The following is a 26443-nucleotide window of genomic DNA, read 5'->3' on the forward strand; positions in this document are numbered from 1 at the left end:
AATAACTGCTCGATGTGCAGGGCGAACGATCATTGAGCGAGGTAACGCCGCCACCCACCCAAGTGACTGATATCCACCGCCCCCTCCAACCCATACGCCTCACAAATAAATCCACTCTCCCAGCGCCCATCGGCCAATTGCACCTTGCCCAACCCCAACGGTGCCGGGATCCCGGTCAAAAACGAGCCCAGCTCACGGCTCGGCAATTCCCAAACCTCCACCGCAATCGCCACCCCCCCGTCCTTCACGCGAACCATCCCGGGCCGAAACGGCGGGCCGCCGGCCAGGGCATACAGTTGATAGTCCGGCGAGCTGAACGTCGTCTCGACCAGTCGAGCTCCGCGCTGCTTCAATTGCCAATTCAGCGCCAGCCCATCCAGATGCGCACCACACACCACCAATCGCGCCCGGTCGTGACGTGCGACAGACGACGGAACCGGTGTCGCCAAACCTAGCTGGCGCTGCAACGCATCCGCTACACCCAACAAATACTGATCAGTAAACGCCCGCCCGAACAACGTCACGCCCCACGGCAAACCATTGCCCATGAAACCGCTGGGCACGGCGACGGCGGCGTAATCGAGCAGGTTCATGAAGTTGGTGTAGTAGCCCAGTTCCGAATTGCGCAGCACTGGCTCGGCGTCCAGTTCCGCCAGTGTGACGGGGCGGCCAATGGTGGGGGTGAGCACGCAGTCGAGGCCTTCCAGCGCCTGGTCGCACAGGGCTTTCAGCGCTTGCAGCCGGTACTGGGCGCGGAAGGTTTGCACGCCGTTCACCGCTGGCGCCTTGGCCAGCACCGCGCGAATCACCGGCAGTACAGCTTCAGGATTTTGCTCCATCAGTTCGCCGGCGACGCTGTAGCGCTCAGCCACCCACGGGCCTTCATAGAGTAAACGCGCCGCTTCAAGGAACGGCGACAAATCCAGTTCCACGGCTTCACCGCCCAAGGCATTGAGCTGGTCGATGGCGTCACCGAATAACAACGGGCCTTCAGGGCAGCCGAAGAATTCCAGATCCTGAGCACGCGGCACGCCAAAGCGGAAGGGCCGAGGCGCACCAAACGCCGAGCCGTCATTCCACAACGGATTACTGCGGCTGTATTCATCGCGGGGATCAAGGTGCGCAGTGAGCGCGAGCAACTGACTGGCTTCCCGAGCCGTCGCGGTGAACGTGGTCACACAATCGAGGGTGCGGCACGCCGGAACCACACCGGCCGTGGAGATCAACCCTTTGGTGGCTTTCAACCCCACCAGATTGTTCAGCGCCGCCGGCACACGCCCGGAACCCGCCGTGTCTGTGCCCAGGGAGAAACTCGCCACGCCGAGTGCCACCGCCAGTGAAGAGCCGGCGCTGGAACCGCCCGACGGATACTCCGACAACACGCTGTTCGGGCACGCGCCATACGGCGAGCGACTGCCGTTAAGCCCGGTGGCGAATTGATCAAGATTGGTCTTGCCCAACGGAATCGCCCCCAGCGCCAGCAACTGTTCGACGATGGTCGCCGAACGCTCCGGCACGTAGGTAAACGCCGGGCACGCCGCGGTCGTCGGAATGCCCGCCAGATCAATGTTGTCTTTGATCGCGAATGGCACGCCGAACAGCGGCAAACTGTCGAGGTCGCGACCGTCGAGTGCGGCGAGGTACGGTTCCAGTTCTTCAACACTGAGCAAGTGGATGAACAGGTGATAGTCCGGGTTCAACGCCGCGGCCTTATCGCGCAGGCTCAGTAGCAGTTCACGGGGCGTGATGTTGCCGATGCGATAAGCGCTGCGCAGGGCGTCGAGTTGCAGATTGATGTTCATCGCGTTAGTCCTTTTCATAATGGGTTCAGTCGAGTTCCAGCACCACGACACGCTGTCCGGCACGCACCGCCGAACCCGGTTGCACACGAATCTCGCGTACCACACCGGCCACGGGCGCGAGCAATGGGATTTCCATCTTCATCGACTCCAGAATCACCAGCACATCCCCCGCGGCAACCCGGCTACCGGTTTCAACCTGAACCTGCCAAAGGTTGCCGGCGATGTGGCTGTCGACGCTCTGTAGACCGCTGGCCAGTGGTGCGTCGTCGGTGACTTCCGGGCCCCGTTCTTCACTGTCGAAATGCGCCTGGCCACTGGCGATCCAGCGCTCGCGCTCGGCGTTGAACGCGCCTTTTTGCTGATCGCGAAACGCGGCAATGCTCTCGGCTTCCTTCGTCAGGAAGGCTTGGTAATCCGCCAGATTCAGCTGACTGTGCTCGATGTTCAGATCGAAGCGGCCGAGGGGGAAATCCCGTCGAATGCGCAGCAGTTCATCGGCACTGACCGGGTAGAAACGGATCTGATCGAAGAAGCGCAGCAACCACGGTTTGCCATCGAATGCGGCGACCTCGCGATAGCGATTCCACATCTGCAACGTGCGGCCCACGAACTGATATCCGCCAGGGCCTTCCATGCCGTACACGCACAGGTAGGCGCCACCGATGCCCACCGAGTTTTCCGCGGTCCAGGTGCGGGCCGGGTTGTATTTGGTGGTCACCAAACGATGACGTGGATCGAGCGGCGTCGCGACCGGCGCACCGAGGTAGACGTCGCCCAGGCCCATCACCAGGTAGCTGGCGTCGAACACCGTGCGCTGCACTTCATCGAGGTTTGGCAGGTCGTTGATGCGGCGGATGAACTCCAGATTGCTCGGGCACCACGGGGCGTCCTTGCGCACGGTGGTCATGTATTTTTCGATCGCCAACTGGCAGGCCGGGTCGTCCCAGGACAATGGCAGATGGACGATGCGCGAGGGCACTTGCAGGTCCTTGGCGGCGCATACGGCGTCCCATTCGCCAGCGACGATACCGAGCAGATCGGCCAGCGGCAGTTGTTCGGGTTGGTAGTGCACTTGCAGCGAGCGGATGCCTGGGGTGAGGTCGATGACGCCGTGCAGGTTTTGGCTTTCCAGGGCTTGCATCAGTGCGTGGGCGCGGAAGCGCAGGACGAGGTCCAGTTCGGGTGCGCCGATTTCCAAAAGCAGATGAGTGTCCCCCGACAGCCTTGCCACCAGACGCGTATCACCCTGACCCAAATCCAACACCACAGGCGACACAACTCCCTGTAGGAGTGAGCCTGCTCGCGATAGCGGTGTGTCAGTCACATCAATGTTGGCTGCACTGCCGCCATCGCGAGCAGGCTCACTCCCACAGGGGGAATTCCATTTCAAGGCGAGGGTACGGGCGGTCTGGAGATCGACGGGGATAAATTGCACTTTGTCCCCGGCCTTCAATTGGCCCAGCTGCCAAAGATCCGCCTCGATCACCGTCACCGGGCAGACAAAACCGCCGAGGCTAGGGCCGTCGGGACCGAGGATGACCGGCATGTCCCCGGTGAAATCCACTGCACCAATGGCGTACGGATTGTCATGGATATTGGATGGATGCAGACCCGCCTCGCCACCATCGGCACGCACCCATTCAGGCTTCGGCCCGATCAACCGCACGCCGGTTCGGCTGGAGTTGAAATGCACTTCCCACTGGGTGGCGAAGAAGGTGCCGATGTAGTTTTTGGTGAAGTATTCCGGCGCACCATGAGGGCCGTAGATCACCCTGATTTGCCGCACGGTGGGCAACTCGGTGACCTGTTCTTCAGGCAGTTGAAGACCGCTGCTGCGATCGCTCAAAGCAAGGACATGCAACACGTCCCCGGCTCGCAACGCACGACCGCCATGCCCACCAAACTGGCCGAGGGTGAAAGTGCTTTTGCTGCCCAGGTAATCCGGTACTTGCAGGCCACCGCGCAGGCACAAATAACTGCGGGCGCCCGCACCGGCAATCGTACCAAGGCTCAAAGTAGCGCCCGCCGGTACCAGCAAAGCCGTGTTCATCGGCACCACTTCACCATTAAGGGTCAGTGGAATCACGGCCCCGGTCACCGCCACCACCGCGTCGCAATTGAAGCGCAGCAGCGGCCCGCTCATGGTGATTTCCAGCGCAGCGGCGCCTTCGTCGTTACCCAGCAAAAGGTTGCCAAGACGCAACGCACGACTGTCCATCGGCCCTGACGGCGGCACGCCCACGGCCCAGTAACCGAGACGGCCGGGATAATCCTGAACGCTGGTCTGAGTGCCGGCGCTGAGCACTTCAAAGGTGTTGGCCTGATAGGCCAAAACTTCCAGGCAACGGGTCCAGGGCTGGCCGCTGGTGAAGGGCACATCGAGCAGAATCTGCCGCAAATAATCGCGGTTGGTTTCCACCCCGTAGAGCAGGCTGTCGCCCAGCGCTTGATGCAGATCGGCAGCGGCTTCTTCGCGGCTCGGCGCCCAACTGATGACTTTGGCGATCATCGGATCGAAGTACGGCGGAATCTCGCAACCTGCCTCGACCCAAGTGTCGATGCGCAGGTGTTTGCCATCGGCGGCAGGGAAGTTCACGGCGGTCAGCAAGCCTGGGCTCGGCTGAAAATCGCGACCGGGATCTTCGGCATAAAGCCGTGCCTGAATCGCATGGCCGCAGGCTTTCAAACCTTGGCTCAATGTGCTCAGCTGCGGCAAATTACCCGCCGCCAGTTCCACCATCCAGCGCACCAGATCCACGCCCCAGACTTGCTCGGTGACGCCGTGCTCCACCTGCAAACGGGTGTTCACTTCGAGAAAGTAGAAACGCTGAGCCTCGCTGTCGAAGACGAATTCGATGGTGCCGGCGCTGCGGTAATTCACCGCTTTCGCCAGTTTGATCGCCGCCGCGCACAGCTCTTCGGCCATGCCCTCGGGGAGGTTCGGTGCGGGGGTTTCTTCGAGGACTTTCTGGTTGCGCCGCTGCACCGAGCAGTCGCGCACGCCGAGGGCAATCACTTCGCCCTGGCCGTCGCCGAACACCTGGACTTCCAGATGTCGGGCGCGCTGGATGTACTTTTCGATGAACACCCCGGCGTCGCTGAAGTTGTTCTGTCCGAGGCGTTTGACCGCTTCAAAGGATTCGCTCAACTCGGCGGCACTGCGACACACGCGCATGCCGATGCCACCACCGCCGGCGGTGCTTTTGAGCATGACCGGGTAGCCGACCTGTTCGCCAGCCATCAGCGCCGCGTCGAGGCTGTCGAGCAACTCGGTACCTTCGAGCATCGGTACGCCGTGTCGCTTGGCCAAGGCGCGCGCGGTGTGCTTGAGGCCGAACACGCGCAGCTGCTCTGGTGTCGGGCCAATGAAGGCGATGTTGGCGGCTTCGCACGCTTCGGCGAACGCAGCGTTTTCCGAAAGAAAACCGTAGCCGGGATGGATCGCCGTGGCGCCGGTGGATTTGGCGATGGCGAGGATTTTTTCGACGGCCAGATAGGTGCCGGCGGCTGCGCCTTCACCGAGGCTGTGGGCTTCATCGGCCTGCAAGATATGCAAACTGGCGGCATCGGCTTCGGAGTAAACGGCAACGCCCTGGACCTGCAACTCACGCAGGGTGCGCAGGATGCGACAGGCAATGGCGCCACGGTTGGCAATCAGGACTTTTTCGAACATGGCATAACCCCTGGAGGCGATAACGCATCAGCCTCGACTTGGGATGCGGGCCGTCCCGCAGTTTTTCGATAGGCGCCGAGGTCGTCCCCGACGGCAGAATCAACTCACTCAAAAACACCACCGTCCCCCTGTGGGAGCGGGCTTGCTCGCGAAGGGGCCAGCACATTCAACATTGATGTCGACTGACACTCCGCCTTCGCGAGCAAGCCCGCTCCCACAGTTGATTAATGGTGTTTGGGCTGTTTGAGGCACTGGCTTGAACGGGCCTGGCACAGGGCAAACAACCATCTACGCAACCGCGCGAATTTCAGTTCCATACCAGCAGCTCCGCAGGGGTCGGGTTGTAGGCGTTGCATGGGTTGTTCAGTTGTGGGCAATTGGAGATCAGCACGATCACGTCCATCTCGGCCCGCAGGTCGACGTACTTGCCCGGCGCCGATATCCCGTCCTCAAACGTCAGCCCGCCATCCGCCGTGACCGGCACGTTCATGAAGAAGTTGATGTTCGGTCCGATGTCGCCCTTGCCCAATCGCCCATCGTGGACGCAGGCCCGCAGGTAGTTGTCGCGGCAGCTGTGCATGTAGCGTTTCTCCAACGCATAACGCACGGTGTTGCTCTCTTGCGCACACGCTCCGCCGAGGGTGTCGTGACGGCCGCAGGTGTCGGCAACGATGGTCAGCATCGGCTTGCCGAGGTTGGAATAGAGCACGCTGCCGGTGCTCAGGTAGACGCTGTTCTGTCGGCGCAACGTACGTTGTACGTCGTAGCGTTCCTTTGGGTTGGCGACGCTGTAGAACAACGTGTCGACGGCCTGATTGCCTTCCAGGTCGAGGATGCGCAAGGTCTGGCCAGCCTTGACCTCCATCAGCCACGGTTCGCCGGCCGGGATGGTGGCGCGGTATATCGCGGTTTCGGGCAGCTGTTGAGCGGTAGCGATTGCGAGTGACATGGCAGCGATCCTCAGGCGAACAGACGGTCGGTGTTGATGAAGCCGCGCTCGTTTTCCGGGCGCGAGGTGCGGCAGTGTTCGGCGACGCTGGCATCGGCGTTCATCCAGCTCAACTTCAATGGCTTCGGCGCGTACTCAGGTGAAGGATCCATCGGATGTTGCAGCGCGGTGAGCACCACCAGCGTGTCCATCGGCGCATACAACTCGATGTAGTCGCCGGCCCTGGAATGGCCTTCGACGAAATGAAAACGCCCGGCCTCATCGACGTTCACGCGACTGAACAGGTTGAGCGTCATCAGCAAATCGGACAGGCCCAAACCCCACTTGCCCAATTCCACCAACAGGTTGTCGGCGCCGTTGCGGAAGAAGCCGTTGCGCAGTTCCTGATAGCGCCCCGCGCCGTATTTTTCTGCGACCTCTTCAGCGCAGAGCACGCCGCCGAGGCTGTCACTCCAACCGCAGGTGTCGGCGGTAATGGCGGCGAGCACGCGGCCCATGTCCGAATACAGGCAATGGCCGGTGGTGAGCTTGGCGGTGTGTTGGCATTTGAGGCTGTCGGGCAGGTTCAGGCGTTCGGTTTTTTCATTGGCGTTGAGCAGCGTCAGGCTGACGTTGGCACCTCCGCGCAGGTCGGTCAGGCGCAGCAGTTGGCCGCGTTTCAGGACGAAGGAACGATGGCCACCGCCGGGGAGCATTTCTTCGGCGAAGGGCGGGAACAGTTGAGTCGAATCAGTCATTTCAAGATTCCTCTAAGCGATACGAAGCGTGCCCGCCAGCGCAGCCGGCAAGGCATCGACGGCGGCGCGGTTGACGCGGCGGTCGCTGTTCAAAGGGATGTCGTAGGTTATGCGGGCGCCATAGGCGCCGGGGGCGTGCGGGTCGAGGCGGACCTTGTCGAACACCAGCAGGCGAGTGCCGAGGCTGAAGCCTTCGGACAGGTCGTGGGTGACCATGAACACCGTCAATTGCGTCTCGCACCACAGCTCCAGCAGCAGGCCGTGCATGTCTTTGCGAATGCCTGGATCGAGGGCGCCGAACGGTTCGTCGAGCAGCAACACGCGCGGCTTCATGATCAGCGCCTGGGCGATGGCCAGTCGTTGTTGCATGCCGCCGGAGAGCTGCGCCGGGTACTTGTCCCGCGAGTGGCCGAGGCCGACTTTGTGCAGCAGCACTGAGGCTTGTTCGCGTGCGTCTTTTTTAGCGCTGCCGAACAACCGCCCGAGCAGCGGCGAGCGCGGCAGTTCGAGGCCCAGGGCGACGTTGTCCAGCACCGTTAAATGCGGGAACACCGAGTAGCGCTGGAACACCACGCCACGGCTGGCATCCGGCTCGCCGGCCAAGGCCTGGCCATCCAACAGAATCTCGCCGCGACTGGCGCGCTCCTGACCCAGCAGTAGCCGCAGGAAGGTCGATTTACCGCAGCCGGAAGCGCCGACCAGCGTGCAGAACTCACCCTCGTTGACGTTCAGGTTCAGCCCTTCGAGCACCACCTGATCGGCGTATTGCTGCCAGACATTTTTCACCGTGATGAAGCTCATGCGCGGGCCCCCTCATACCAAGGGAACGCCCGTTGGGTCAGGCGTTTCAGGCCCCAGTCCATCAGCCAGGCGAGCAGGGTGATCCACACCACGTAGGGCAAAATCACGTCCATCGCCAGGTAGCGGCGCACCAGGAAAATCCGGTAGCCGAGGCCGTCGGTGGAGGCGATGGCTTCGGCGGCGATCAGGAATAACCACGCCGAGCCAAGCATCAGCCGCAGCGAGATCAGCAGGCGCGGCAGCAATTGCGGCAGCACCACGCGCAGCATCAGCGTCCAGGTCGAAGCGCCGAGGGTCTGGGCCTTGATCAGCAACTCGACCGGAATCTCTCGGGCGCGTTGCTCCAGATCACGGGCCAGGCACGGGGTGATGCCGATCACGATCAGCATCACTTTCGACAATTCCCCCAAGCCGAACACGATGAACAGAATCGGCAGAATCGCCAGCGGTGGCACCATCGACAGCACCGTCAACAATGGCGACAACGGCGCGCCAAACAGCGGCAGCGTACCGGCGGCGATGCCCAGGCACAGCCCGGCCAACGCGCTGATACCGAGGCCGATGGCCAGGCGGCGCAGGCTGGACGCGGTGTCTTGCCACAACACGTATTCGCCGGTGCGGGTGTCGGCGGTGAAGGCCAGGCGTTTCACCGCGTCGGTCATCTGCACGGCGCTCGGCAGCAACTTGTCGTTGGGGTTGTCCGTCAGCCGCTCGGCCGAGCCCATGAAGTAGGCGAACAGCACCAGGGCGAACGGCAGGATCACCAACAGCAGGCGACTGGGGCGATCCGGGTGGCGATTGATCAGGCGCATGGCCAGGTCCTCCTGATTACAGCTTGGCGTCGGCGGCCAACTGCACGTAGGTCGGGTCGAAGCGCAGCTTGAGGTTGTTCTTGTCGCCGCTGGTCACGCCGTTGGCGAACGCCATGCCGACCGCGCTGGTGTCCTTGGCGCCTTCACCCAGCAAGCCATGCTGGAACGAAAACTCGGCCACCTTGCGCATGGTTTCCGGCAGTTGCTTGCTGGTGGAGAACGCCAGGGCTTCTTTGGGGGTGGCGAACAATTTGGTGGTGTCCAGTTGCGACTGGAAACCGGCCAGATCGGTGCCCGAGGCTTTGGCCATGTGTTCGAGAGCGGCTTTGCTGGCGGCGTTTTTGGCGTTCATCAATTCCACCACTTCGAACCAGGCGCCGGTCAGCGCTTTGCCCAGAGCCGGGTTGTCTTTGAGGGTGGCGCTGTTGACCACCATCATGTCCATGATTTCGCCGGGGATCTGGCTGGAGTTGAACACTTCGGTCACCGCAGGCTTGGCCTTGATGTCCGAAAGCATCGGGTTCCAGGTGGTGACGGCGTTGACCTGATCGGTGTTGAAGGCCGCCGAGATGTCGGCGTCGGAGGTGTTGACCACTTTCAGGTCTTTCTCGGTGAGATCGACCGAATCCAGCGCCCGGGCCAGCAAATAGTGGGAGACAGAGAGCTCCACCAGATTGACGTCCATGCCTTTGAGGTCGGTGACTTTCTTGCCGTCGCCCTTCAGCACAATGCCGTCGTTGCCGTTGGAGAAGTCGCTGACGATCAGCGCGGTGCTGTCGACGCCACCGGCCGCCGGAATGGTCAGCGCGTCCATGTTGGTCATGGTGCAGCCATCGAACTGGCCGGCGGTGTATTGATTGATCGATTCGACATAGTCGTTGAGCTGCACCACATCGATCTTGATGCCGTACTTCTTTGCCCATTTATCGACGATGCCTTGGCTGCCGGCGTATTCCCACGGCATCCAGCCGGCGTAGATGGTCCAGCAAACGCTGAAGTGGTCTTTCTGTGCGGCCTGGGACGAGACGCTCACGAGGGCTGCGAAAGCAGCGGCGAGCAGGGCGGGTAAACGAAGCTTGAGCATGGGTGGTTCTCCAGTTGATCAAGGGCGGGCAGGAGTCAACGCGGCACCGTGAACGGTGGCTTGTCTCCCGGGCTTTTATCCCGCCGTGTAACCTCAACTGGAGGTCGCCAACTCTCGGACCAGCCACTCGCCTTAGCGAGCCGGAACCCTAGTCAGCCATTGCAAATTGTGGTGCCGCGAACCTGTGATGACTCCTGCACGTCTTTGCTAAAGCGAGAGCCGTGCCAAGTTGGCTTGAGCGCTCTAGCGTGGGCGTTTACGCCATTAGCGCGTTGGGAAGAGGTGGCGACGTCGCCTTGTGATGGTGCATGGGTGCACCGCAATGGATCGGGCCGGCCGCTGATCTGAAGGTCCTGGCGGCTCGGCACTCGATGGAATATTTCCAGTCAAAATAGGTGTCAGCCGGCGTGTTCCGGCTGTGGGTCTTTCAGGAGGCCGCCATGTTTCGTCGACTGTTGTTTGGTGTTGTTCTCGGTCTGGGGTTGTCCGGCTGCTACTACTACGCCGGTGGCTACGATGTGTATTCCGCGCCTTATTACTACCCCGGCTATTCACCCTATTCCTACTATTACGGACCGCGCTATTACTCTGGTCCGCGCTTTTATGGTGGCTATCGTTACTACTATTGGGGCGGGCATTCACCTCGTTATTACGGAGGTGGATATCGTGGTGGCCACCACTAATCAGCGGGTGAATGGATGAAAAACCTTTCATCGGCGACTTGTTTCAATCTGTTTCAGGAACGCACCAGATTTGGAAAACGATGTCTGATCTTTCGACAGTCACCGAATAATTGACTGTCGCCTGCCAGCGTCGCTGGTGTGGCTCACTCGCGGTCCAGGAGGCCGCCATGTATCTGCGAATTCTTCTGATTGCTGTATTGGGATTGTCTCTTGGTGCATGCGTGCCCTATTCCGATGGAGGAGCCAGCTACTACAGTTCCGAGGTCTATACCTCGCCATCCTATTATGACGGCGGACCTTACTATTCAGGCGGCGGCGGTTACTACACGCAACCACGCCGGTACTACGCACCGCCAGCGCGGTATTACCAGCCAACACCGCGTTATTACTACCAGCCGCGGGTTTATCAACCGGCACCGCGTTATTACCAGTCGTCGCCACGAGCCGATTACCGGGCTCATCAGAATCGCGGCTGGGATGACCATAACCGCGGCGGCTGGGATAACCATAACCGTGGCGGTTGGGACGGTCGTAGCCGCGGTGGAAACAACGACTATCGCGGCGGTCATGGCGGACGCGACAACCGTGGCGGAAGGGGCGACCACAGCGGTCGCGGTGATAACGATGGCCGAGGCGGCCACCGTTAAACACTCATAAAAAAGCGGCGCATGAAGCGCCGCTTTTTTATGCCCAGATTTCATTATTCCTACAGATCGGCCAGAGGATGCCGGCCTTCCCAGGCCTTGTGGAAATGCGCTTCTACCACCGCATCCGGCAGGTTATTGATGTCTGGCCAGTGCCAATGCGGTTTTTGATCCTTGTCGATCAACCGTGCGCGCACGCCTTCGCTGAACTCGGGATGACGGCAGCAGTTGAGGCTCATGGTGTATTCCATCTGAAAGACTTGAGCCAGCGACATGTGCCGGGCGCGGGCGATCTGCTCCCACACCAGATGAGCGGTCAGGGGCGAGCCTTCGCTCATGGTTTTCGCGGCACGGCTGAGCAGCAGATCCGTGTTGTCGCGCAGCTGGCTGATGGCCTTCCAGGCGCAGCGCACGTCACTGACATCCAGCAGCTCATCGATCTGCTGGCGTCGTGGTAGCCACTGGGCTTCAGGCATTTGCGCGATGGCTTCCTGCTGCAAGGCCTTGAGCAGGCTGTTCAGCTGCATCGGTGTCTGTTCCTGCCAGTTCAACTGCAGTAGGCCTTCCATCAGTTCTTCCTGCTGTTCATCGAGCAGGAAACGGTCGGCCAGGTCGAGATCGATCGCATCGCGACCGTTTATATGGGCGCCGGTCAGACCGAGAAACAATCCGAGCTTGCCGGGCAGGCGCGACAGAAACCAACTGGCCCCGACATCCGGGTACAAACCGATACTGATCTCCGGCATCGCCAGGCGGCTGCTCGGCGTAACAATTCTAATGCCCGCCCCTTGCAGCAGCCCCATGCCGCCGCCGAGCACATAGCCATGCCCCCAGCAGATCAGCGGTTTAGGATAAGTGTGCAGATTGAAGTCCAGGCGATATTCCGCCGCAAAGAAATGCGCGGCCAACGGCGGCACTTCGCCGGGATGGGCGCGACAGGCTTCCACCAGGCTGCGGACTTCGCCACCGGCGCAAAAGGCTTTGGCACCGTTGCCGCGCAGCACGACGCAGACGATTTGTGGCTCTTTGGCCCAGACGTCCAGTTGATCGCGCAAGGCGTTGATCATCGGCAAGGACAGGGCATTGAGGGACTTTTCGGCATCCAGGCTGGCGACTCCGATGCGTGCGCCGTCGGTGCCAGTGAGTTCTTCGAAGTGCAGATTCATCGTGACCTCGATCGGGAATTTGAGCGTTCAGTATGATCGCTATGTAGGAAAGTGCTGGATCTGCGTCAGATCAATTGACAAGCGTGATGGGCTTTCCTAGGGTTCGCCCCATTGTTTTTGCCGGATGTAACCATGACTGCTGACGACCGTATCAAACTCGAACCGAGCTGGAAGGAGGCACTGCGTGCCGAATTCGACCAGCCCTACATGGCAGAGTTGCGCAACTTCCTGCAAGAGGAGCGTGCGGCAGGCAAGGAAATCTACCCTCCGGGACCGATGATTTTCAACGCGCTCAATTCGACGCCGCTGGATAAAGTCAAAGTCGTCATCCTCGGCCAGGACCCGTACCACGGTCCGGGACAGGCCCACGGCTTGTGCTTTTCAGTGCAACCGGGCGTACCGGCGCCGCCGTCGCTGGTGAATATCTATAAGGAGTTGAAACGCGATCTGAACATCGACATCCCGACCCACGGTTGCCTGCAAAGCTGGGCTGACCAGGGCGTGCTGATGATCAACACCACCATGACCGTGGAACGCGCCAACGCCAACGCCCATGCGGGCAAAGGCTGGCAACACTTTACCGATCGGATTATCGAAGTGGTCAGCGAACACCAGCCACATCTGGTGTTCCTGCTGTGGGGCGCGCATGCCCAGAGCAAGCAGAAACTGATCGATGCCACCAAGCACCTGGTGCTGACGTCGGTGCATCCATCACCGCTGTCCGCCTATCGCGGCTTCCTCGGGTGCGGGCACTTCAGTCGAACCAATAAGTTTCTGGAGCAGAATGGCGAGACGCCGATTGAGTGGCGGTTGCCGCCGGTTTGAGGGGTTAATGATCGTTCCCACCACTCTGCGTGGGAATGCAGCCCGGGACGCTCTGCGTCCCATCCAAAGCCGAACGCGGAGCGTCCGTTGAGGCATTCCCACGCGGAGCATGGGAACGATCAGGTTAGGGGGCGTCGGGCTGCCGATTCCAATACTTGAACAACGGTTCCGCCAGAAACAACACAAACAACAAGCGCATCACCTGCATCGCCGTCACCAACGGCACCGACAACTGCAATGTCTCTGCCGTCAGGCTCATCTCCGCAATCCCGCCGGGCATCATGCCTAATGTCAGCGAACGCAAATCCAGATGCGTCAGCGCACTCAACCCCAAGGCTGCCAGCGTGGCGATCAACATGGTCAGCACCGTGCCGATCAAGGTCCGCCCCATAAACGACGGCGCACGCCGGAAAAACTGCCGATTGAAGTGGCACCCCAACCCGCTGCCAATCAGCCATTGGCCGATCTGGCTGCCGCCGTTGGGCAAACTGATGTGCAGATCCCAGCCAATGCTCACCGCCGCACTCACCAGCAACGGACCGAACAGCCACGGATTGGGTTGACGCAGACGCTCCCAGATCCAGGCGGCGAGGGCGCCCGCCGGGAATAGAAGTGCCAGCCAGCGCCAGTCAACGGAAGTGGCATGGGACAGTGGTGCACCGTCACCCAGTAAATACTTGAACGCCGCCGGCACACACAGCACCACCACCAACACCCGCAGACTTTGCCCCGCTGCAACGCGACTGAGCACCGCGCCGTTACGCGCGCCGAGGTTGACCATCTCCCCGGAGCCGCCGGGCATGCTGGAAAAGAACGCGGTGGCGCGATCTTCACCGGTACGCCGCATCAACCAGACACCGACCACGGCCGAGAGGCTGGTGACCAATGCACCGAAGAAGATCAGGCCGAAGTGGCTCAGGACCTGCTCCATCACCACCGGGGTGAAGTGCAGGCCGATGCCGATGCCGACAATCCACTGGCCGCACTTGCGGCCGCCAGGGATTTCCGCCAATTGCCAGGGTGTCAGGCAACGCACCAGGATGATCGCCAGCAACGAGCCGACCATCCATGGCAGTGGCCAGCCAATCTGGCTGGCCAGGTAACCGCCCAGCAGACCGACCAGCGGAGTTCCCCACCAGGCTTTGAAGGGTGTTCGATCAGACATCGGCGATAACGCGCCGGGCGACCGAACGTTTGCGCCAGATTCGCAGGATCGGCATCAGCAGCATGATTGCGGTCAGTACCCAGACACCGAAGGTGATCGGGCTGGACCAGAGGATTTCCAGCGCGCCGTTGGAAATCGACAGGGCGCGACGCAGGTTCTGCTCCATCAGGCCACCAAGGATGAAGCCCAACAGAACCGGTGACAACGGGAAATCCAGCTTGCGCAGGATGTAACCGAAGATGCCGATGCCGATCATCAGGAACAAGTCGAAGGTGGTGGCGTGCACCGCGTAGACGCCGATCCCGGTGATGATCGCAATCACTGGCACCAGCGCCCAGTTCGGCACGGCCAGGATGCGCGTGAAGATGCGGATCATCGGGATGTTGAGGATCACCAGCATGATATTGGCGACGAACAACGAAGCGATCAGGCCCCAGACAATGTCCGGTTGCTGTTGAAACAACAGCGGACCCGGGGTGATGTTGTACAGCGACAGTGCGCCGATCATGACCGCCGTGGTACCGGAACCCGGAACGCCGAGCGTCAGCATCGGCACCAGGGCACCGCAGGCTGCGCCGCCGATGGCGGTTTCCGGCGCCGCGAGGCCACGCATGTCGCCTTGTCCGAACGTGCCATTGGCGCCGGCGATACGTTTTTCGGTCATGTAGGCCACGGCACTGGCCAGTGTTGCGCCGGCACCCGGCAGAACGCCCATGATGAAACCGAGCAGACCGCAACGGATGTTCACCACGAACACCGACGACGCTTCCTTGAAGTTGAACATCATCCGGCCGGTCGCTTTCACCGCTTCCTGGCCGCGATGGGTTTTTTCCAGCAGCAGAAGGATTTCACTGATGGAGAACAAACCCAGTACCAGCACGACGAACTGAATGCCGTCGGTCAAATGGATGTTGTCCCCGGTGAAACGATACACGCCGCTGTTGGCATCGATCCCGACGGTCGACAAAAACAAACCGATCAGCGCGGCGATAAAAGTCTTCAGTGGTCGATCACCGGCCATGCCGCCGAGGCAGACAATCGCGAACACCATCAGCACGAAATACTCTGCCGGTCCAAAGGCAATCGCCCATTTCGCCAGCAACGGGGCGAACAGCACCATGCCGCAAGTGGCGATGAACGCACCGATGAACGAACTCCACGCCGACAGCGACAACGCTACACCCGCCAGACCCTTGCGAGCCATCGGGTAACCGTCGAGGGTGGTCATGACGGTGGAGGCTTCGCCCGGAATGTTCAGCAGGATCGAGCTGATCCGGCCGCCGTATTCACAACCCAGGTACACCGCCGCCAGGAGGATCAGCGCCGACTCCGGCGGCAGACCGAGGGCGAATGCAATCGGAATCAGCAACGCCACGCCGTTGATCGGGCCCAGGCCTGGCAACAGCCCGACGACGGTGCCGATCAGGGTGCCGCACAGTGCGGTCACCAGGTTGTACGGGCTCAGCGCGACGCCGAAGCCCTGACCCAAATAGCCAAGAGTATCCATATCAGTTCTCCAGAACGTCGAGCACGCCCAGCGGCAGTGGCACGTCCATCACCTTGTCGAACAGCAGATAAAGACCGATAGCCATCAGGCTGATGATCACCGTGCTGGGTAGCCAGCGGCCGCCATACAGGCGTGCCATAGGGATGCCAATCAGAATGCTGGCGACGATGAAACCAAGGGGTTCGAAGGCCCCGGCGAACACCAGCAACAGCAGTACGCAGATGCCGATCTTGATCAGGGTTTCACGGTCGAGTTTCGGGTCGTCGTCACTGTGCACGATCGGTGTCGGACGAAACACCATGTACAACAGACCAAGGCCCATCAGGCCGAGCATCAATAGCGGGAAGGCTCGGGGCCCCACCGGTTCGTAGGAAAAGGCCGCTTGATACGGCCACGCCATCAGCGCCAGGCCAACACAGGCCAGCAACAGCACCGAAGCGAAAATGCGTTGTAAGAGCATGAGAAACTCCTGTGCCGCGGCCCCGCAGAACGGGGGCCGCAGCCGCTAGACAGAGGCGATCACTGAATCAGGCCGAACTCTTTGGCCAGCACTTTGTAGTCCGCCACCTGCTTCTTCACGTAGGTGTCCAGCTCCGGGCCGGTCATGGCGAACGGGAACAGTTCACGCTGATCACGCAACTTGGCGAACTCTTCAGAAGCCAGCAGTTTGTCGAAAGCGTCTTTCCACCAGGCGTAGTCTTCATCGCTGACTTTTGGCCCGAGGTAGAAGCCGCGAACCACTGGCCAGACGATGTCGTAGCCTTGCTCTTTGGCGGTCGGAATGTCTTTCATTTCCGGCTCGTCCAGACGCTTCTCGGCGAACACAGCCAGCAAGCGCATGTCGCCGCTCAGGATGTGTGGCATGGAGTCAGAGATGTCGGTGCTGCCAACCTGAATGTGGCCGCCGAGCAGGGCGGTGGCGATTTCACCGCCGCCTTCGAGGGCGACGTAACGCAGGTCACGCGGGTTGATCCCGGCGGCCTTGGCGATCAGGGCGGTCTGCATCCAGTCCTGGCTGCCGACGGTGCCGCCGGAGCCGATCACCACTTTGCTCGGATCTTTCTTCAACGCCTGAACCAGATCGTCCAGGGTCTTGTAAGGCGAATCGCTTTTCACCGCGATGGCGCCATAGCTTGTTCCAACGGCGGCCAACCAGCGCACGGCGCTTTCATCAAAACGGCCGAACTTGCCTTGGGCCAGGTTCAACAGCGAACCGCTGGACCACGCCACCAGCGTGCCAGCATCGGCCGGACGCTGGGCGACCACCGCGTTGTACGCCACCGCGCCGACACCGCCGGGCATGTAGGTCACGCGCATCGGTTTGGTCAGTAGTTTCTGATTCACCAGCGCGCTTTGCGCCAGCTTGCAGGTCAGGTCGAAACCGCCGCCTGGCGAGGCCGGGGCGATACATTCCGGGCGTTTGGGTTCGGCGAGCAATTGGCCGGCGAACAGCAGGGCGCTGGCGGTGAGAGCAACTTTACGCAGTGATAAGTTCATTCAAGTCTCCTGGGGAGTTGTTGTTATAGGTTTACTGAATTACCAAAGGGCAACGCTATAGCTCACCAGCAGACGCACTTCATCGGCATCGCGAGCGGAGTAGTTGGAGCGGTAAGTGGCATTACGCAGGCGCACGGCGACATCCTTGAGCGCGCCGCTTTGTACGACGTATTTGATTTCGGTGTTGCGTTCCCACTCTTTGCCTTCGTCACCGTTCTTGAGCTTGATGTTGTCACCGCTCAGGTAACGGCTCATGAAACTCAGGCCGGGGATGCCGAGTTTGGCGAAGTCATAGTCGTAGCGCGCCTGCCAGGAATGTTCTTCGGCGCCGGCAAAGTCATTGATCTGAACGAAGTTGACCAGGTACGGGTCACTGCCATCGACATAAGGGAACGCGCTGTCGCCGGACATGTGCTGATAGCCGGCGCTGAATTTATGCCCGCTCAAGGCGTAGCTCACCAGGCCGTTGAGGGATTTGTTGTCGATCTTGCCGCCACGGGCCGCACCCTGGTCATCACTGATGGCCAGGCGCAGATCGGTGCCGAAAGTACCGGGGCCGAACGGTTGCGAAGCGACAATACCGAGGAAGTGCTGGTTGTAGACTTCATCGAGTTGCGCGAAGTGGTAGCTGCCGGTGATCTTGTCGGTGAACTTGTAGTCCACGCCGCCAAAGTCAAAGTGCTTGCCGGCCACGGTACCGGCGAAGCGGCTGTTCTTGTTGTTGAGGGCGATGTCCTCGAAGTCGGTGCTGTCGCGGTCCTTGGCTTTCTCCAGACGCCCGCCGGCGAAGGTCAGGTTCTTGATCTCTTTGGAGGTCAGCATTCCACCTTCAAAAGTCTGCGGCAGGATGCGCCCGTCGTTGGGCTTGAGGATCGGCAGTTCCGGAATCAGGCTGCCGATTTTAAGTTCCGTGGCGGAGATTTTCACTTTGCCGGTCAGGCCAAGCTTGGAGTACTCATCGGCCGCGCGGCCGTCGTCATGGGTTGGCAGCAGGCCGGTGCCGGTGCGGTCGGGACTCGAATCGAGTTTGACCCCCAGCATGCCCAGCGCATCGACACCGAACCCCACGGTGCCGTCGGTGTAACCCGATTGCAGATTGAGCATGAACCCCTGGGCCCATTCGTCCCGCTTGGATTGCTGGGCGCTGGTACCGTCGCGAAAGTCGCGGTTGAAATACATGTTGCGGGTTTCGAGGGTTGCCGTACTGTCTTCGAAGAAGGCAGCCTGGCTCAACGGCGAAAAGCCGGCGAGGGCGGCAGCACTGGCAAGGGCGGTGTAGCTGAGGCGGGAAAAGCGAGCAGGCGGGCAAGCCTGGAGCTGCATGGACTGCATCTTGAAGTACTCCGTTTATTGTTCTTATTGGCGAAAACGCTTCGAGGCGTTTTTCGTACGCTATGTGCGGTAGCGACGGCAGTCGAAACTGTCCGTGGCTGGACTCTAACCGGCCAACCTTTCGCTAACCTTTCAGAAGACTTTCACGGTTTTCGGGCTTCACAGCGGCGGTTGCGGCTGTAAACTCCGCGCCAAAGAATGGCGTCGGCCATCCCTGAATGAGGTAAGGATCCATGCGTGTTCTGCTCGTCGAAGACCATCTGCAGCTCGCCGAAAGTGTCGCCCAGGCGCTCAAGAGCACCGGGCTGACCGTGGATGTGCTGTACGACGGCGTGGCGGCCGACCTGGCGTTGAGCAGCGAGGAATACGCCATGGCGATTCTCGACGTCGGCCTGCCACGCATGGATGGCTTCGAAGTGCTGGCGCGCCTGCGGGCGCGGGGCAAGAACCTGCCAGTGTTGATGCTGACCGCCCGCAGCGACGTCAAGGATCGGGTCCACGGCCTGAACCTTGGCGCTGACGATTACCTGGCCAAACCTTTCGAACTGACCGAACTCGAAGCCCGGGTCAAAGCCTTGCTGCGCCGCAGTGTGCTCGGCGGTGAACGCCTGCAGCGCTGCGGTGTGCTGGCCTATGACCTGGACACCCGGCGCTTCACCCTTGGCGAAGAGTTGCTGACCCTGACCTCCCGCGAGCAGGCGGTGCTCGAAGCCCTGATTGCCCGTCCCGGTCGGGTGATGAGCAAAGAGCAACTGGCCTCGCAAGTCTTCGGACTGGACGAAGAGGCCAGCCCCGACGCCATCGAGATCTATGTCCATCGCCTGCGCAAAAAGCTCGACGGTCAACCGGTCGTCATCGTGACCTTCCGCGGTCTCGGCTACTTGCTGGAAAGCCGCGATGCATAAGCCCAGCAGCCTGCGTTGGCGGTTGCTGTGGAATCTGGCGCTGTTGCTGGTGGTGTTGATGTTGGCCAGTGGTTTGAGCGCTTACTGGAACGGTCGCGAAGCGGCCGACACCGCCTATGACCGGACCTTGCTGGCCTCGGCGAGGACCATCGCTGCGGGCGTCTCCCAGCGTGACGGCACGCTGAGCGCCGACGTGCCCTACGTGGCCCTCGACACCTTCGCCTACGACAGTGCGGGACGGATTTTTTACCTGGTCAACGACATCAATCAGAAGCTGATTTCCGGTTACGAAAACCTTCCGCCACCGCCGCCGGGAACGCCACGCACCGATGACTATCCGGCACTGGCGCGCTTCTATAACGCCAAGTACCAGGGGCAGAACGTGCGCGTGGTGAGCCTGCTCAAACCCGTGAGCGAGCCGAACATGAACGGCATGGCGGAAATCCGCGTGGCGGAAACCGATGAGGCGCGGGTCAGCATGGCCCGCAGCCTGGCGGCGGACACGTTGCTGCGTCTGGGTATGTTGGCGATGGGTGCGTTGTTGTTGGTGTGGTTTGCGGTCAGCGCCGCGTTGCGTCCGTTGGAACGCTTGCGCACCGCGGTGGAAGAGCGTCAGTCGGACGATCTGCGGCCATTACCGTTGGTGGAAGTGCAACGCGAATTATGGCCGCTGGTGCGCGCGCTCAATCACTTTACCGAGCGCTTGCGCGGGCAGTTCGAGCGTCAGGCGCAGTTCATCGCCGATGCCGCCCATGAGTTGCGTACGCCCCTGGCGGCGCTCAAGGCACGACTGGAGCTGGGTTTGCGCTCGACCGAACCTGAAACCTGGCGCAATACATTGGAAACGGTCGCCCAAAGTACGGACCGTTTGACTCACCTTGCCAATCAATTGCTCTCGCTGGCACGGGTCGAAAACGGTGCCCGGGCCATCGCCGAGGGCGGCGCGCAGTTGCTTGACCTCAGTCAGCTGGCTCGCGAACTCGGCATGGCCATGGCGCCGCTGGCCCATGCGCGCGGTGTGGCGCTGGCGCTGGAAGCGGACGAACCGGTGTGGTTGCGCGGCGAGCCAACGCTGTTGAACGAACTGTTGAGCAATCTGGTGGATAACGCGCTGGCGCACACGCCGTCGGGTGGCAACGTGATTCTTCGGGTCACGGCACCGGCTGTGTTGGAGGTCGAGGACGACGGCCCAGGCATTCCTCTTGAAGAGCGCGATCGGGTGTTCGAGCGCTTTTATCGGCGCAACCAGCAGGTGGCCGGTTCGGGATTGGGACTGGCGATTGTTGGCGAGATCTGCCGCGCACACCTGGCTCAAATCAGCCTGCACGATGGCGAGCAGGCGGGGTTGAAGGTGCGGGTGAGTTTTATCGCCGGATAGTTTTTCGGTGTCAGGGCTGACCCCTTCGCGAGCAAGCCCGCTCCCACATTGGTCCTGTGAACACAGATCAAATGTGGGAGCGGGCTTGCTCGCGAAGGGCGCGACGCGGTCTAGATTAGTAAAACATCGACCGTGACTCTTCCAGATCGCGGCATACTGCCTCGTTCTCCGGATCAATTCCCAGCTTTTTGAACGCCGGCACGCTGAATGCGTCGATACGGGCGAGGGGATGATCGGTGTCCTTGTGGCAATACAGGCTGGCCACTTGCACCAGATCGACATAGTCGACCCGCTCGGACTGTCGATTGAAGTCCAGATAAAGCCCCGGCACCTGTACCAGCATCTCCGGAAACTCCCAGACCCTGAGCAGTTTGTCGCCGAGCAGTGGATGAATGTGATCGATCACATGGTTGAGGCTGACCGGGTCAGCCAGCAGTTCATAGTGATCTTCGGCGTAGGTCAGGATCGGCAACACACCGATCTGATGCACCAGTCCGCCAAGGGCTGCCTGGTCGGGCTTGAGTTGCGTGTACCGGCGGCACAACGCATAGCTGATCCCGGCGATTTCCAGGCTTTTGCGCCAGACATCGCGCATTTTCTGTTCCACCACCTCGGAGCGGGCATGGAAAATCTGTTCCATGACCAGACCGATGGCCAGGTTGCTGCTGTAATTGATGCCCAGTCGAGTGATTGCCGTGTGCAGGTCAGTGACTTCCTGGGTCGCGCGCAACAGCGGGCTATTGACCACTTTGATCAGACGCGCCGACAGCGCGGTATCGCGGCCGATCACTTTGCTCAGGGTGCTGACACTGATTTCCGGGTCTTCGGCGGCCTTGCGAATCTGCAGGGCCACTTCCGGTAACGTTGGCAGAACCAGGTCATCGTTATCGATGGCCTCAACCAAATCCTGTTGGACCTTTTCCGCCAGCTCGCTCATTTCGTTTCTCTAGGTATTGCGACAAATGCTGCTGTTAACGCTGGATTTCGCGATCGCGATCCAGTTCGTAAGGCAGGTCGAGCAGGTGCAGGGCTGGCCCTTCGAGCGCGCCCAGATGGATATCACCGCCTTCTGCTGCTTCGGCTTGCAGCACGGCCAGGAGTTCAATGTTTTGCTCGGCGTTGGCGGCCAGCACCACTTCGCCGATAGAGCTGCCGTGGGTAGGGGAAAACAAGGGTGTGCCAGGTTCAGGCAACTCGTTGGCATCCAGTGTCAGGCGATACAAGCGGCGCTTGAGTTTGCCCAGGTACTGCATGCGCGCAACGATTTCCTGGCCGGTGTAGCAGCCTTTCTTGAAGCTCACGCCACCTACGGCTTGCAGATTGAGCATTTGCGGGATGAACAGTTCGCGAGTGCTCGGCATGACCTGGCCGATCCCTGCGCGGATCTGGCCCAACAGCCATTGATTCAGATCGCCTTCGGCCAATACGGCGGACAGCTTGCCCTTGATAAGGTCGGCCTGGTCGGCGGCGACCCAGAGTTCGGCGCGGTCCGGCGAGACGCGAATGGCGATCAAGCCGTCATTGCGCGCGACGCTGTCGGTGTCAGCCGGAAGATCAAGACCGAGGCTGATCAGCGCCGCATCGCCATGGTCGATGCCGAAGCGGACCCAGGCAGCGCTTTCGTCGGTCAGTTTGGACTTGGAGAACACCGCGTACTTTTTCAGGTCCGCCAGTTGCGGTTCCAGCAGTTCGGTGGCCATGGCCATCAGAACGCCGTCGCCTTCCAGCAGGATGCGGAAACTCGACTGCATCCGGCCCTTCTGCGTGCAGCGGGCGCCGAGGCTGGCCTGGGTGTCACTCAGGTAATTGAGGTTGCAGGTCAATTGGCCTTGCAGGAATTTGCCGGCGTCCGCGCCGCGTACTGCGAGAACGCCTTCGTGAGACAGGGTGCAGAAAAAAGCAGAATCGGCCATGGGTCATCGCAGGATAAAGAGTCTGGGGGACATCATAAGGGGGCGCTCTTGAAATGGGTAGTTCACAAAGGATCGTTGGTGGCCGACCAAAGCCGAGTGTTCGACTCCGCCTGGGGCTGTATACTTGCCGCCTATTTGAGGAGCGCTCCATGGTCGAAGATGTTGAACTGAATCGCCTCTACTGGCACAGCCGCCGCGGCATGCTTGAGCTTGACGTGTTGCTGGTACCGTTCGTGAAGGAGGTCTATCCGCACCTCAATGATGTCGACCGCGATTGCTACCGCAAGCTGCTCGAATGCGAAGATCAGGACATGTTCGGCTGGTTCATGGAACGCGCCGAATCTGAAGATCCGGAGCTTCAGCGCATGGTTCGCATGATTCTGGATCGTGTCCAGCCCAAATAATGCGTTCGAATGCCGCTGGCATGCCTCACGGCAGTTGCTGGCGGCGTATCTTCTGGCCCAGCTGTTCGCGCTGGGTTCGCTGTGTCTTCTCTCTATACCGGTCTGGGCCAGTCTGCTCGGCGCTTTTTGCTGTCTGGCTCACGGTGCTTGGGCGTTACCGCGGCAAATTCTGCTGACACACCCAAGAGCATTTCGCGGCTTGCGTCGCAATGCCGATGGTTGGCAATTGTGGAATCAGGAGGAGGGTTGGCAATCGGTGCAGCTACGACCGGACAGCCTGGCGCTCCCTTTGCTCGTTGTGCTGCGTTTTCGACTGCGAGACGAGCGGCGGGTCAGATCAATCTGCGTTCCCCGCGACTCGCAGGCGGCGGATATGCACCGGCGCCTGCGGGTTCGGCTCACGTTCAGTCGACGTAGGTGGGCGGCACCAGAATAGTGTCCAGGGCCACCGGCAGCATGTTCGGATAGTCGAGGGTGTAATGCAGGCCGCGACTCTCCTTGCGTTCCATGGCTGACTGGATCATCAGCTCGGCCACCTGGGCCAGGTTACGCAGTTCGATCAAGTCCCGACTGACCTTGTAGTTACTGTAGAACTCGTCGATTTCATCCAGCAACAGACGCACGCGGTGCTGTGCCCGTTGCAAGCGCTTGTTGGTGCGCACAATGCCGACGTAGTCCCACATGAATCGCCGCAGTTCGTCCCAGTTGTGCGCAATGATCACGTCCTCATCGGAGTCGGTGACCTGGCTCGCATCCCAGACGGGCAGGGCGGTCGGAATCGAAACCTGCGGCAGCTGCTCAAGAATGTCCGCCGCCGCGGAGCGCGCGTAAACGAAACACTCGAGTAACGAGTTGCTGGCCATGCGGTTGGCGCCGTGCAGGCCGGTGAAGCTGGTTTCGCCAATGGCATAGAGTCCCGGCACGTCGGTGCGACCCTGCTGATCGACCATCACACCACCGCACGTGTAGTGCGCCGCAGGAACCACTGGAATCGGTTGCTTGGTGATGTCGATGGAGAATTCGAGGCAGCGCTCGTACACCGTCGGGAAGTGAGTCTTGATGAACGCTTCCGGCTTGTGGCTGATGTCCAGATAGACACAATCGACGCCCAGGCGCTTCATTTCATGGTCGATGGCACGTGCGACGATGTCCCGTGGCGCCAGCTCGGCGCGAGGGTCGAAGCGTTGCATGAAGCGTTCGCCGTTAGGCAGCTTCAGGTGTGCGCCTTCGCCGCGCAGGGCTTCGGTGATCAGGAAACTCTTGGCTTGCGGGTGATACAGGCAAGTGGGGTGGAACTGGTTGAACTCCAGATTCGCCACCCGGCAGCCCGAGCGCCAGGCCATGGCAATGCCATCACCGCAGGCACCGTCGGGGTTGCTGGTATAGAGATAGACCTTTGCGGCGCCGCCCGATGCGAGGATCACAAAGCGAGCGGCGTAGGTGTCAACTTCACCGGTTCCGCGATTGAGGACGTAGGCGCCGAGGCAGCGATCACCTTCAAGGCCCAGGCGCTTTTCGGTAATCAGGTCGACCGCGACCCGCTGCTCCAGCAGTTCGATGTTCGGTCGTTGCCTGGCCTTGTCGAGCAAGGTTCTGAATATCGCGGCGCCCGTGGCATCGGCGGCATGGATGATACGCCGATGACTGTGACCGCCTTCGCGGGTCAGGTGGAACTCGAATCCGCCATCTTCGGTACCGGACTGTTCATCGCGGGTGAAGGGCACACCTTGGTCGATCAGCCATTGAATCGCTTCTTTACTGTGCTCGACGGTAAAGCGCACGGCGTCTTCGTGGCACAGGCCGCCGCCAGCATTGAGGGTGTCATCGACATGTGATTCAACGGTGTCGGTGTCATCCAGGACGGCAGCGACGCCACCCTGGGCCCAGAAAGTCGAGCCATTGGCGAGGTCGCCTTTGCTCAGTACGGCGATGCGCAAATGACCGGGCAAGGTCAGCGCAAGGCTCAAGCCGGCAGCACCGCTGCCAATTACCAGAACATCGTGTTGAAACTGTTGGCTCATTTCAGGATTCCGCTCAAAGCGACCCGGGTCGGGGTTGGCGCAAGACACCTGGATCGGCGAGTCAAGACAGCCACACAGCCCACTAGTATATAGAGGGGGGGAGCGGCACAATAGCGAGCGCACATGGCATTGTGAAACTACTGTGACGGAAAATACCTGACGCTTCGTCGGATGGTTTTTCGGCCGCTTCGGCGACAAGACGACTGTATCAACGATTTAACAGTTTTTTTCCATTCACGATTGCACAATGTCGCTCTTGCGCAGCTATAAATATTTGGAACTTTTGCCAAAGGCCCAAGACCAATAGACCGTTGCCTGATTCAAGGGACAGTGTCGGCTTCAACGCGGGATCTGTGATTTGATCCTTGCCGGCGAATCCGATGACAAGATTATTCGCGCAGCCGGGTTAACCCGCGCTGCGCTTTTCGTGCGTGCCAAATCAGAGCCCGCAGGAAACTTGCTTGGAGGGGGAGAACTTTTGCGAAAAGCCCGAGTCTATGTTTGCAAGTCTGGTTGTTTAGTTATGCAAGCCTCCTTCGAGCTTATCGAGGAGTGTTCATGCTAACCCAGGAAGAGGATCAGCAGCTGGTCGAGCGCGTTCAACGCGGCGACAAGCGAGCTTTCGATCTGCTAGTGCTGAAATACCAGCACAAAATTCTCGGGTTGATCGTGCGTTTCGTGCACGACACCCATGAAGCCCAGGATGTGGCGCAGGAAGCCTTTATCAAGGCGTACCGTGCACTTGGAAATTTTCGCGGGGACAGCGCGTTTTATACGTGGCTTTACCGCATCGCCATCAACACGGCGAAAAACTATCTGGTTTCACGCGGCCGTCGGCCGCCGGATAGCGATGTCAGTTCCGAGGATGCAGAGTTCTACGATGGCGATCATGGCCTCAAGGATCTCGAGTCGCCAGAACGTGCATTGCTGCGGGATGAGATCGAAGGCACCGTCCATCGAACCATTCAGCAACTGCCAGAAGATTTGCGTACGGCTTTAACTTTACGTGAATTCGATGGTCTGAGTTACGAGGACATTGCGGCCGTCATGCAGTGTCCGGTGGGTACCGTGCGCTCCCGGATTTTCCGCGCTCGGGAAGCCATCGATAAAGCCCTGCAGCCGTTGTTGCAGGAAAACTGAGACAG

General features: G+C 60.5%; 24 protein-coding genes and 1 riboswitch. Of the genes, 8 read left to right on the forward strand and 16 right to left on the reverse strand.

What is annotated here, in order from left to right:
- Positions 1 to 29 precede the first annotated feature (29 nt).
- The 7 genes from atzF to KW848_RS06815 form a co-directional block, all read right to left on the reverse strand.
- Positions 30 to 1802 (reverse strand): allophanate hydrolase, encoded by a 1773-nt coding sequence (gene atzF, locus KW848_RS06785; protein WP_218536386.1) that lies wholly within the window; start codon positions 1800 to 1802, stop codon positions 30 to 32.
- Positions 1803 to 1827: 25 nt separating this feature from the next.
- Positions 1828 to 5475, reverse strand: coding sequence for an urea carboxylase (gene uca, locus KW848_RS06790; protein ID WP_218536387.1), 3648 nt, complete (start codon positions 5473 to 5475; stop codon positions 1828 to 1830).
- 307 nt (positions 5476 to 5782) lie between these two features.
- On the reverse strand, positions 5783 to 6424 hold the full coding sequence (locus KW848_RS06795) for an urea amidolyase associated protein UAAP2 (protein ID WP_076030050.1): 642 nt from the start codon (positions 6422 to 6424) through the stop codon (positions 5783 to 5785).
- Between the two features lie 11 nt (positions 6425 to 6435).
- Complete coding sequence (locus KW848_RS06800) at positions 6436 to 7161, reverse strand: urea amidolyase associated protein UAAP1 (RefSeq protein WP_192406603.1); 726 nt, start codon at positions 7159 to 7161, stop codon at positions 6436 to 6438.
- Positions 7162 to 7173: 12 nt separating this feature from the next.
- Positions 7174 to 7962: an ABC transporter ATP-binding protein gene (locus KW848_RS06805; protein ID WP_218536388.1), complete on the reverse strand. Its 789-nt coding sequence runs from the start codon at positions 7960 to 7962 to the stop codon at positions 7174 to 7176.
- A complete protein-coding gene (locus KW848_RS06810; RefSeq protein WP_033054095.1) occupies positions 7959 to 8774 on the reverse strand; it encodes an ABC transporter permease in 816 nt (271 codons plus the stop codon). The genes KW848_RS06805 and KW848_RS06810 overlap by 4 nt, the downstream gene beginning before the upstream one ends.
- 16 nt (positions 8775 to 8790) lie before the next feature.
- Positions 8791 to 9858 carry a putative urea ABC transporter substrate-binding protein gene (locus tag KW848_RS06815; protein ID WP_111450850.1) on the reverse strand — a complete coding sequence of 356 codons (1068 nt, stop codon included), beginning with the start codon at positions 9856 to 9858 and terminating at the stop codon, positions 8791 to 8793.
- Between the two features lie 62 nt (positions 9859 to 9920).
- Positions 9921 to 10021: riboswitch (guanidine-I (ykkC/yxkD leader) on the reverse strand.
- A gap of 277 nt (positions 10022 to 10298) precedes the next feature.
- On the opposite strand from KW848_RS06815, the gene KW848_RS06820 reads away from it, so the two are divergent.
- Positions 10299 to 10541, forward strand: coding sequence for a hypothetical protein (locus KW848_RS06820; protein WP_218536389.1), 243 nt, complete (start codon positions 10299 to 10301; stop codon positions 10539 to 10541).
- Positions 10542 to 10708: 167 nt separating this feature from the next.
- Positions 10709 to 11188, forward strand: coding sequence for a hypothetical protein (locus tag KW848_RS06825; RefSeq protein ID WP_192406609.1), 480 nt, complete (start codon positions 10709 to 10711; stop codon positions 11186 to 11188).
- A gap of 59 nt (positions 11189 to 11247) precedes the next feature.
- Here the strand turns inward: KW848_RS06825 and KW848_RS06830 are convergent, their stop codons facing one another.
- A complete protein-coding gene (locus tag KW848_RS06830) occupies positions 11248 to 12351 on the reverse strand; it encodes an enoyl-CoA hydratase/isomerase family protein (protein ID WP_218536390.1) in 1104 nt (367 codons plus the stop codon).
- A gap of 132 nt (positions 12352 to 12483) precedes the next feature.
- Here KW848_RS06830 and ung point away from each other — a divergent pair, with 132 nt between their 5' ends.
- Positions 12484 to 13176 (forward strand): uracil-DNA glycosylase, encoded by a 693-nt coding sequence (gene ung / locus KW848_RS06835; RefSeq protein WP_111450846.1) that lies wholly within the window; start codon positions 12484 to 12486, stop codon positions 13174 to 13176.
- Between the two features lie 124 nt (positions 13177 to 13300).
- Here ung and KW848_RS06840 read toward each other — a convergent pair whose 3' ends face one another.
- The 5 genes from KW848_RS06840 to KW848_RS06860 are packed head-to-tail and all read right to left on the reverse strand — an operon-like array spanning position 13301 to position 18677.
- Complete coding sequence (locus tag KW848_RS06840) at positions 13301 to 14341, reverse strand: AbrB family transcriptional regulator (protein ID WP_218536391.1); 1041 nt, start codon at positions 14339 to 14341, stop codon at positions 13301 to 13303.
- Positions 14334 to 15848, reverse strand: coding sequence for a tripartite tricarboxylate transporter permease (locus KW848_RS06845; RefSeq protein ID WP_192406616.1), 1515 nt, complete (start codon positions 15846 to 15848; stop codon positions 14334 to 14336). Before KW848_RS06845 ends, KW848_RS06840 begins: the two co-directional genes overlap by 8 nt.
- A 1-nt stretch (position 15849) precedes the next feature.
- Positions 15850 to 16308 (reverse strand): tripartite tricarboxylate transporter TctB family protein, encoded by a 459-nt coding sequence (locus KW848_RS06850; protein WP_218536392.1) that lies wholly within the window; start codon positions 16306 to 16308, stop codon positions 15850 to 15852.
- Positions 16309 to 16367: 59 nt separating this feature from the next.
- Positions 16368 to 17345, reverse strand: coding sequence for a tripartite tricarboxylate transporter substrate binding protein (locus KW848_RS06855; protein ID WP_192406618.1), 978 nt, complete (start codon positions 17343 to 17345; stop codon positions 16368 to 16370).
- Positions 17346 to 17384: 39 nt separating this feature from the next.
- Positions 17385 to 18677: an OprD family porin gene (locus KW848_RS06860; protein ID WP_218536393.1), complete on the reverse strand. Its 1293-nt coding sequence runs from the start codon at positions 18675 to 18677 to the stop codon at positions 17385 to 17387.
- Positions 18678 to 18910: 233 nt separating this feature from the next.
- Here KW848_RS06860 and KW848_RS06865 point away from each other — a divergent pair, with 233 nt between their 5' ends.
- Together KW848_RS06865 and KW848_RS06870 are read left to right on the forward strand one after the other, a co-directional pair.
- Positions 18911 to 19582, forward strand: a complete 672-nt coding sequence (locus KW848_RS06865; protein WP_218536394.1) for a response regulator — start codon at positions 18911 to 18913, stop codon at positions 19580 to 19582.
- Positions 19575 to 20960 carry a sensor histidine kinase gene (locus KW848_RS06870; RefSeq protein WP_218536395.1) on the forward strand — a complete coding sequence of 462 codons (1386 nt, stop codon included), beginning with the start codon at positions 19575 to 19577 and terminating at the stop codon, positions 20958 to 20960. Before KW848_RS06865 ends, KW848_RS06870 begins: the two co-directional genes overlap by 8 nt.
- Before the next feature lie 115 nt (positions 20961 to 21075).
- On the opposite strand, the gene KW848_RS06875 is transcribed toward KW848_RS06870, so the two are convergent.
- Positions 21076 to 21897 (reverse strand): HDOD domain-containing protein, encoded by an 822-nt coding sequence (locus KW848_RS06875; RefSeq protein ID WP_111450836.1) that lies wholly within the window; start codon positions 21895 to 21897, stop codon positions 21076 to 21078.
- Positions 21898 to 21931: 34 nt separating this feature from the next.
- Positions 21932 to 22873, reverse strand: a complete 942-nt coding sequence (locus KW848_RS06880) for a folate-binding protein YgfZ (RefSeq protein WP_218536396.1) — start codon at positions 22871 to 22873, stop codon at positions 21932 to 21934.
- A gap of 149 nt (positions 22874 to 23022) precedes the next feature.
- Here KW848_RS06880 and KW848_RS06885 point away from each other — a divergent pair, with 149 nt between their 5' ends.
- Both KW848_RS06885 and KW848_RS06890 read left to right on the forward strand, forming a co-directional pair.
- Positions 23023 to 23277, forward strand: coding sequence for a succinate dehydrogenase assembly factor 2 (locus tag KW848_RS06885; RefSeq protein ID WP_007944081.1), 255 nt, complete (start codon positions 23023 to 23025; stop codon positions 23275 to 23277).
- A complete protein-coding gene (locus KW848_RS06890) occupies positions 23261 to 23713 on the forward strand; it encodes a protein YgfX (protein ID WP_218536397.1) in 453 nt (150 codons plus the stop codon). The genes KW848_RS06885 and KW848_RS06890 overlap by 17 nt, the downstream gene beginning before the upstream one ends.
- Here the strand turns inward: KW848_RS06890 and nadB are convergent.
- Positions 23682 to 25298: an L-aspartate oxidase gene (gene nadB / locus KW848_RS06895; protein ID WP_008153071.1), complete on the reverse strand. Its 1617-nt coding sequence runs from the start codon at positions 25296 to 25298 to the stop codon at positions 23682 to 23684. The genes KW848_RS06890 and nadB overlap by 32 nt on opposite strands.
- Before the next feature lie 558 nt (positions 25299 to 25856).
- Between nadB and rpoE the strand changes: the two genes are divergently transcribed.
- On the forward strand, positions 25857 to 26438 hold the full coding sequence (rpoE, locus tag KW848_RS06900) for an RNA polymerase sigma factor RpoE (protein ID WP_007944079.1): 582 nt from the start codon (positions 25857 to 25859) through the stop codon (positions 26436 to 26438).
- Positions 26439 to 26443: the final 5 nt, after the last annotated feature.

The sequence above is a fragment of the Pseudomonas sp. PDM25 genome (assembly GCF_019219045.1).
Lineage (GTDB): Bacteria > Pseudomonadota > Gammaproteobacteria > Pseudomonadales > Pseudomonadaceae > Aquipseudomonas.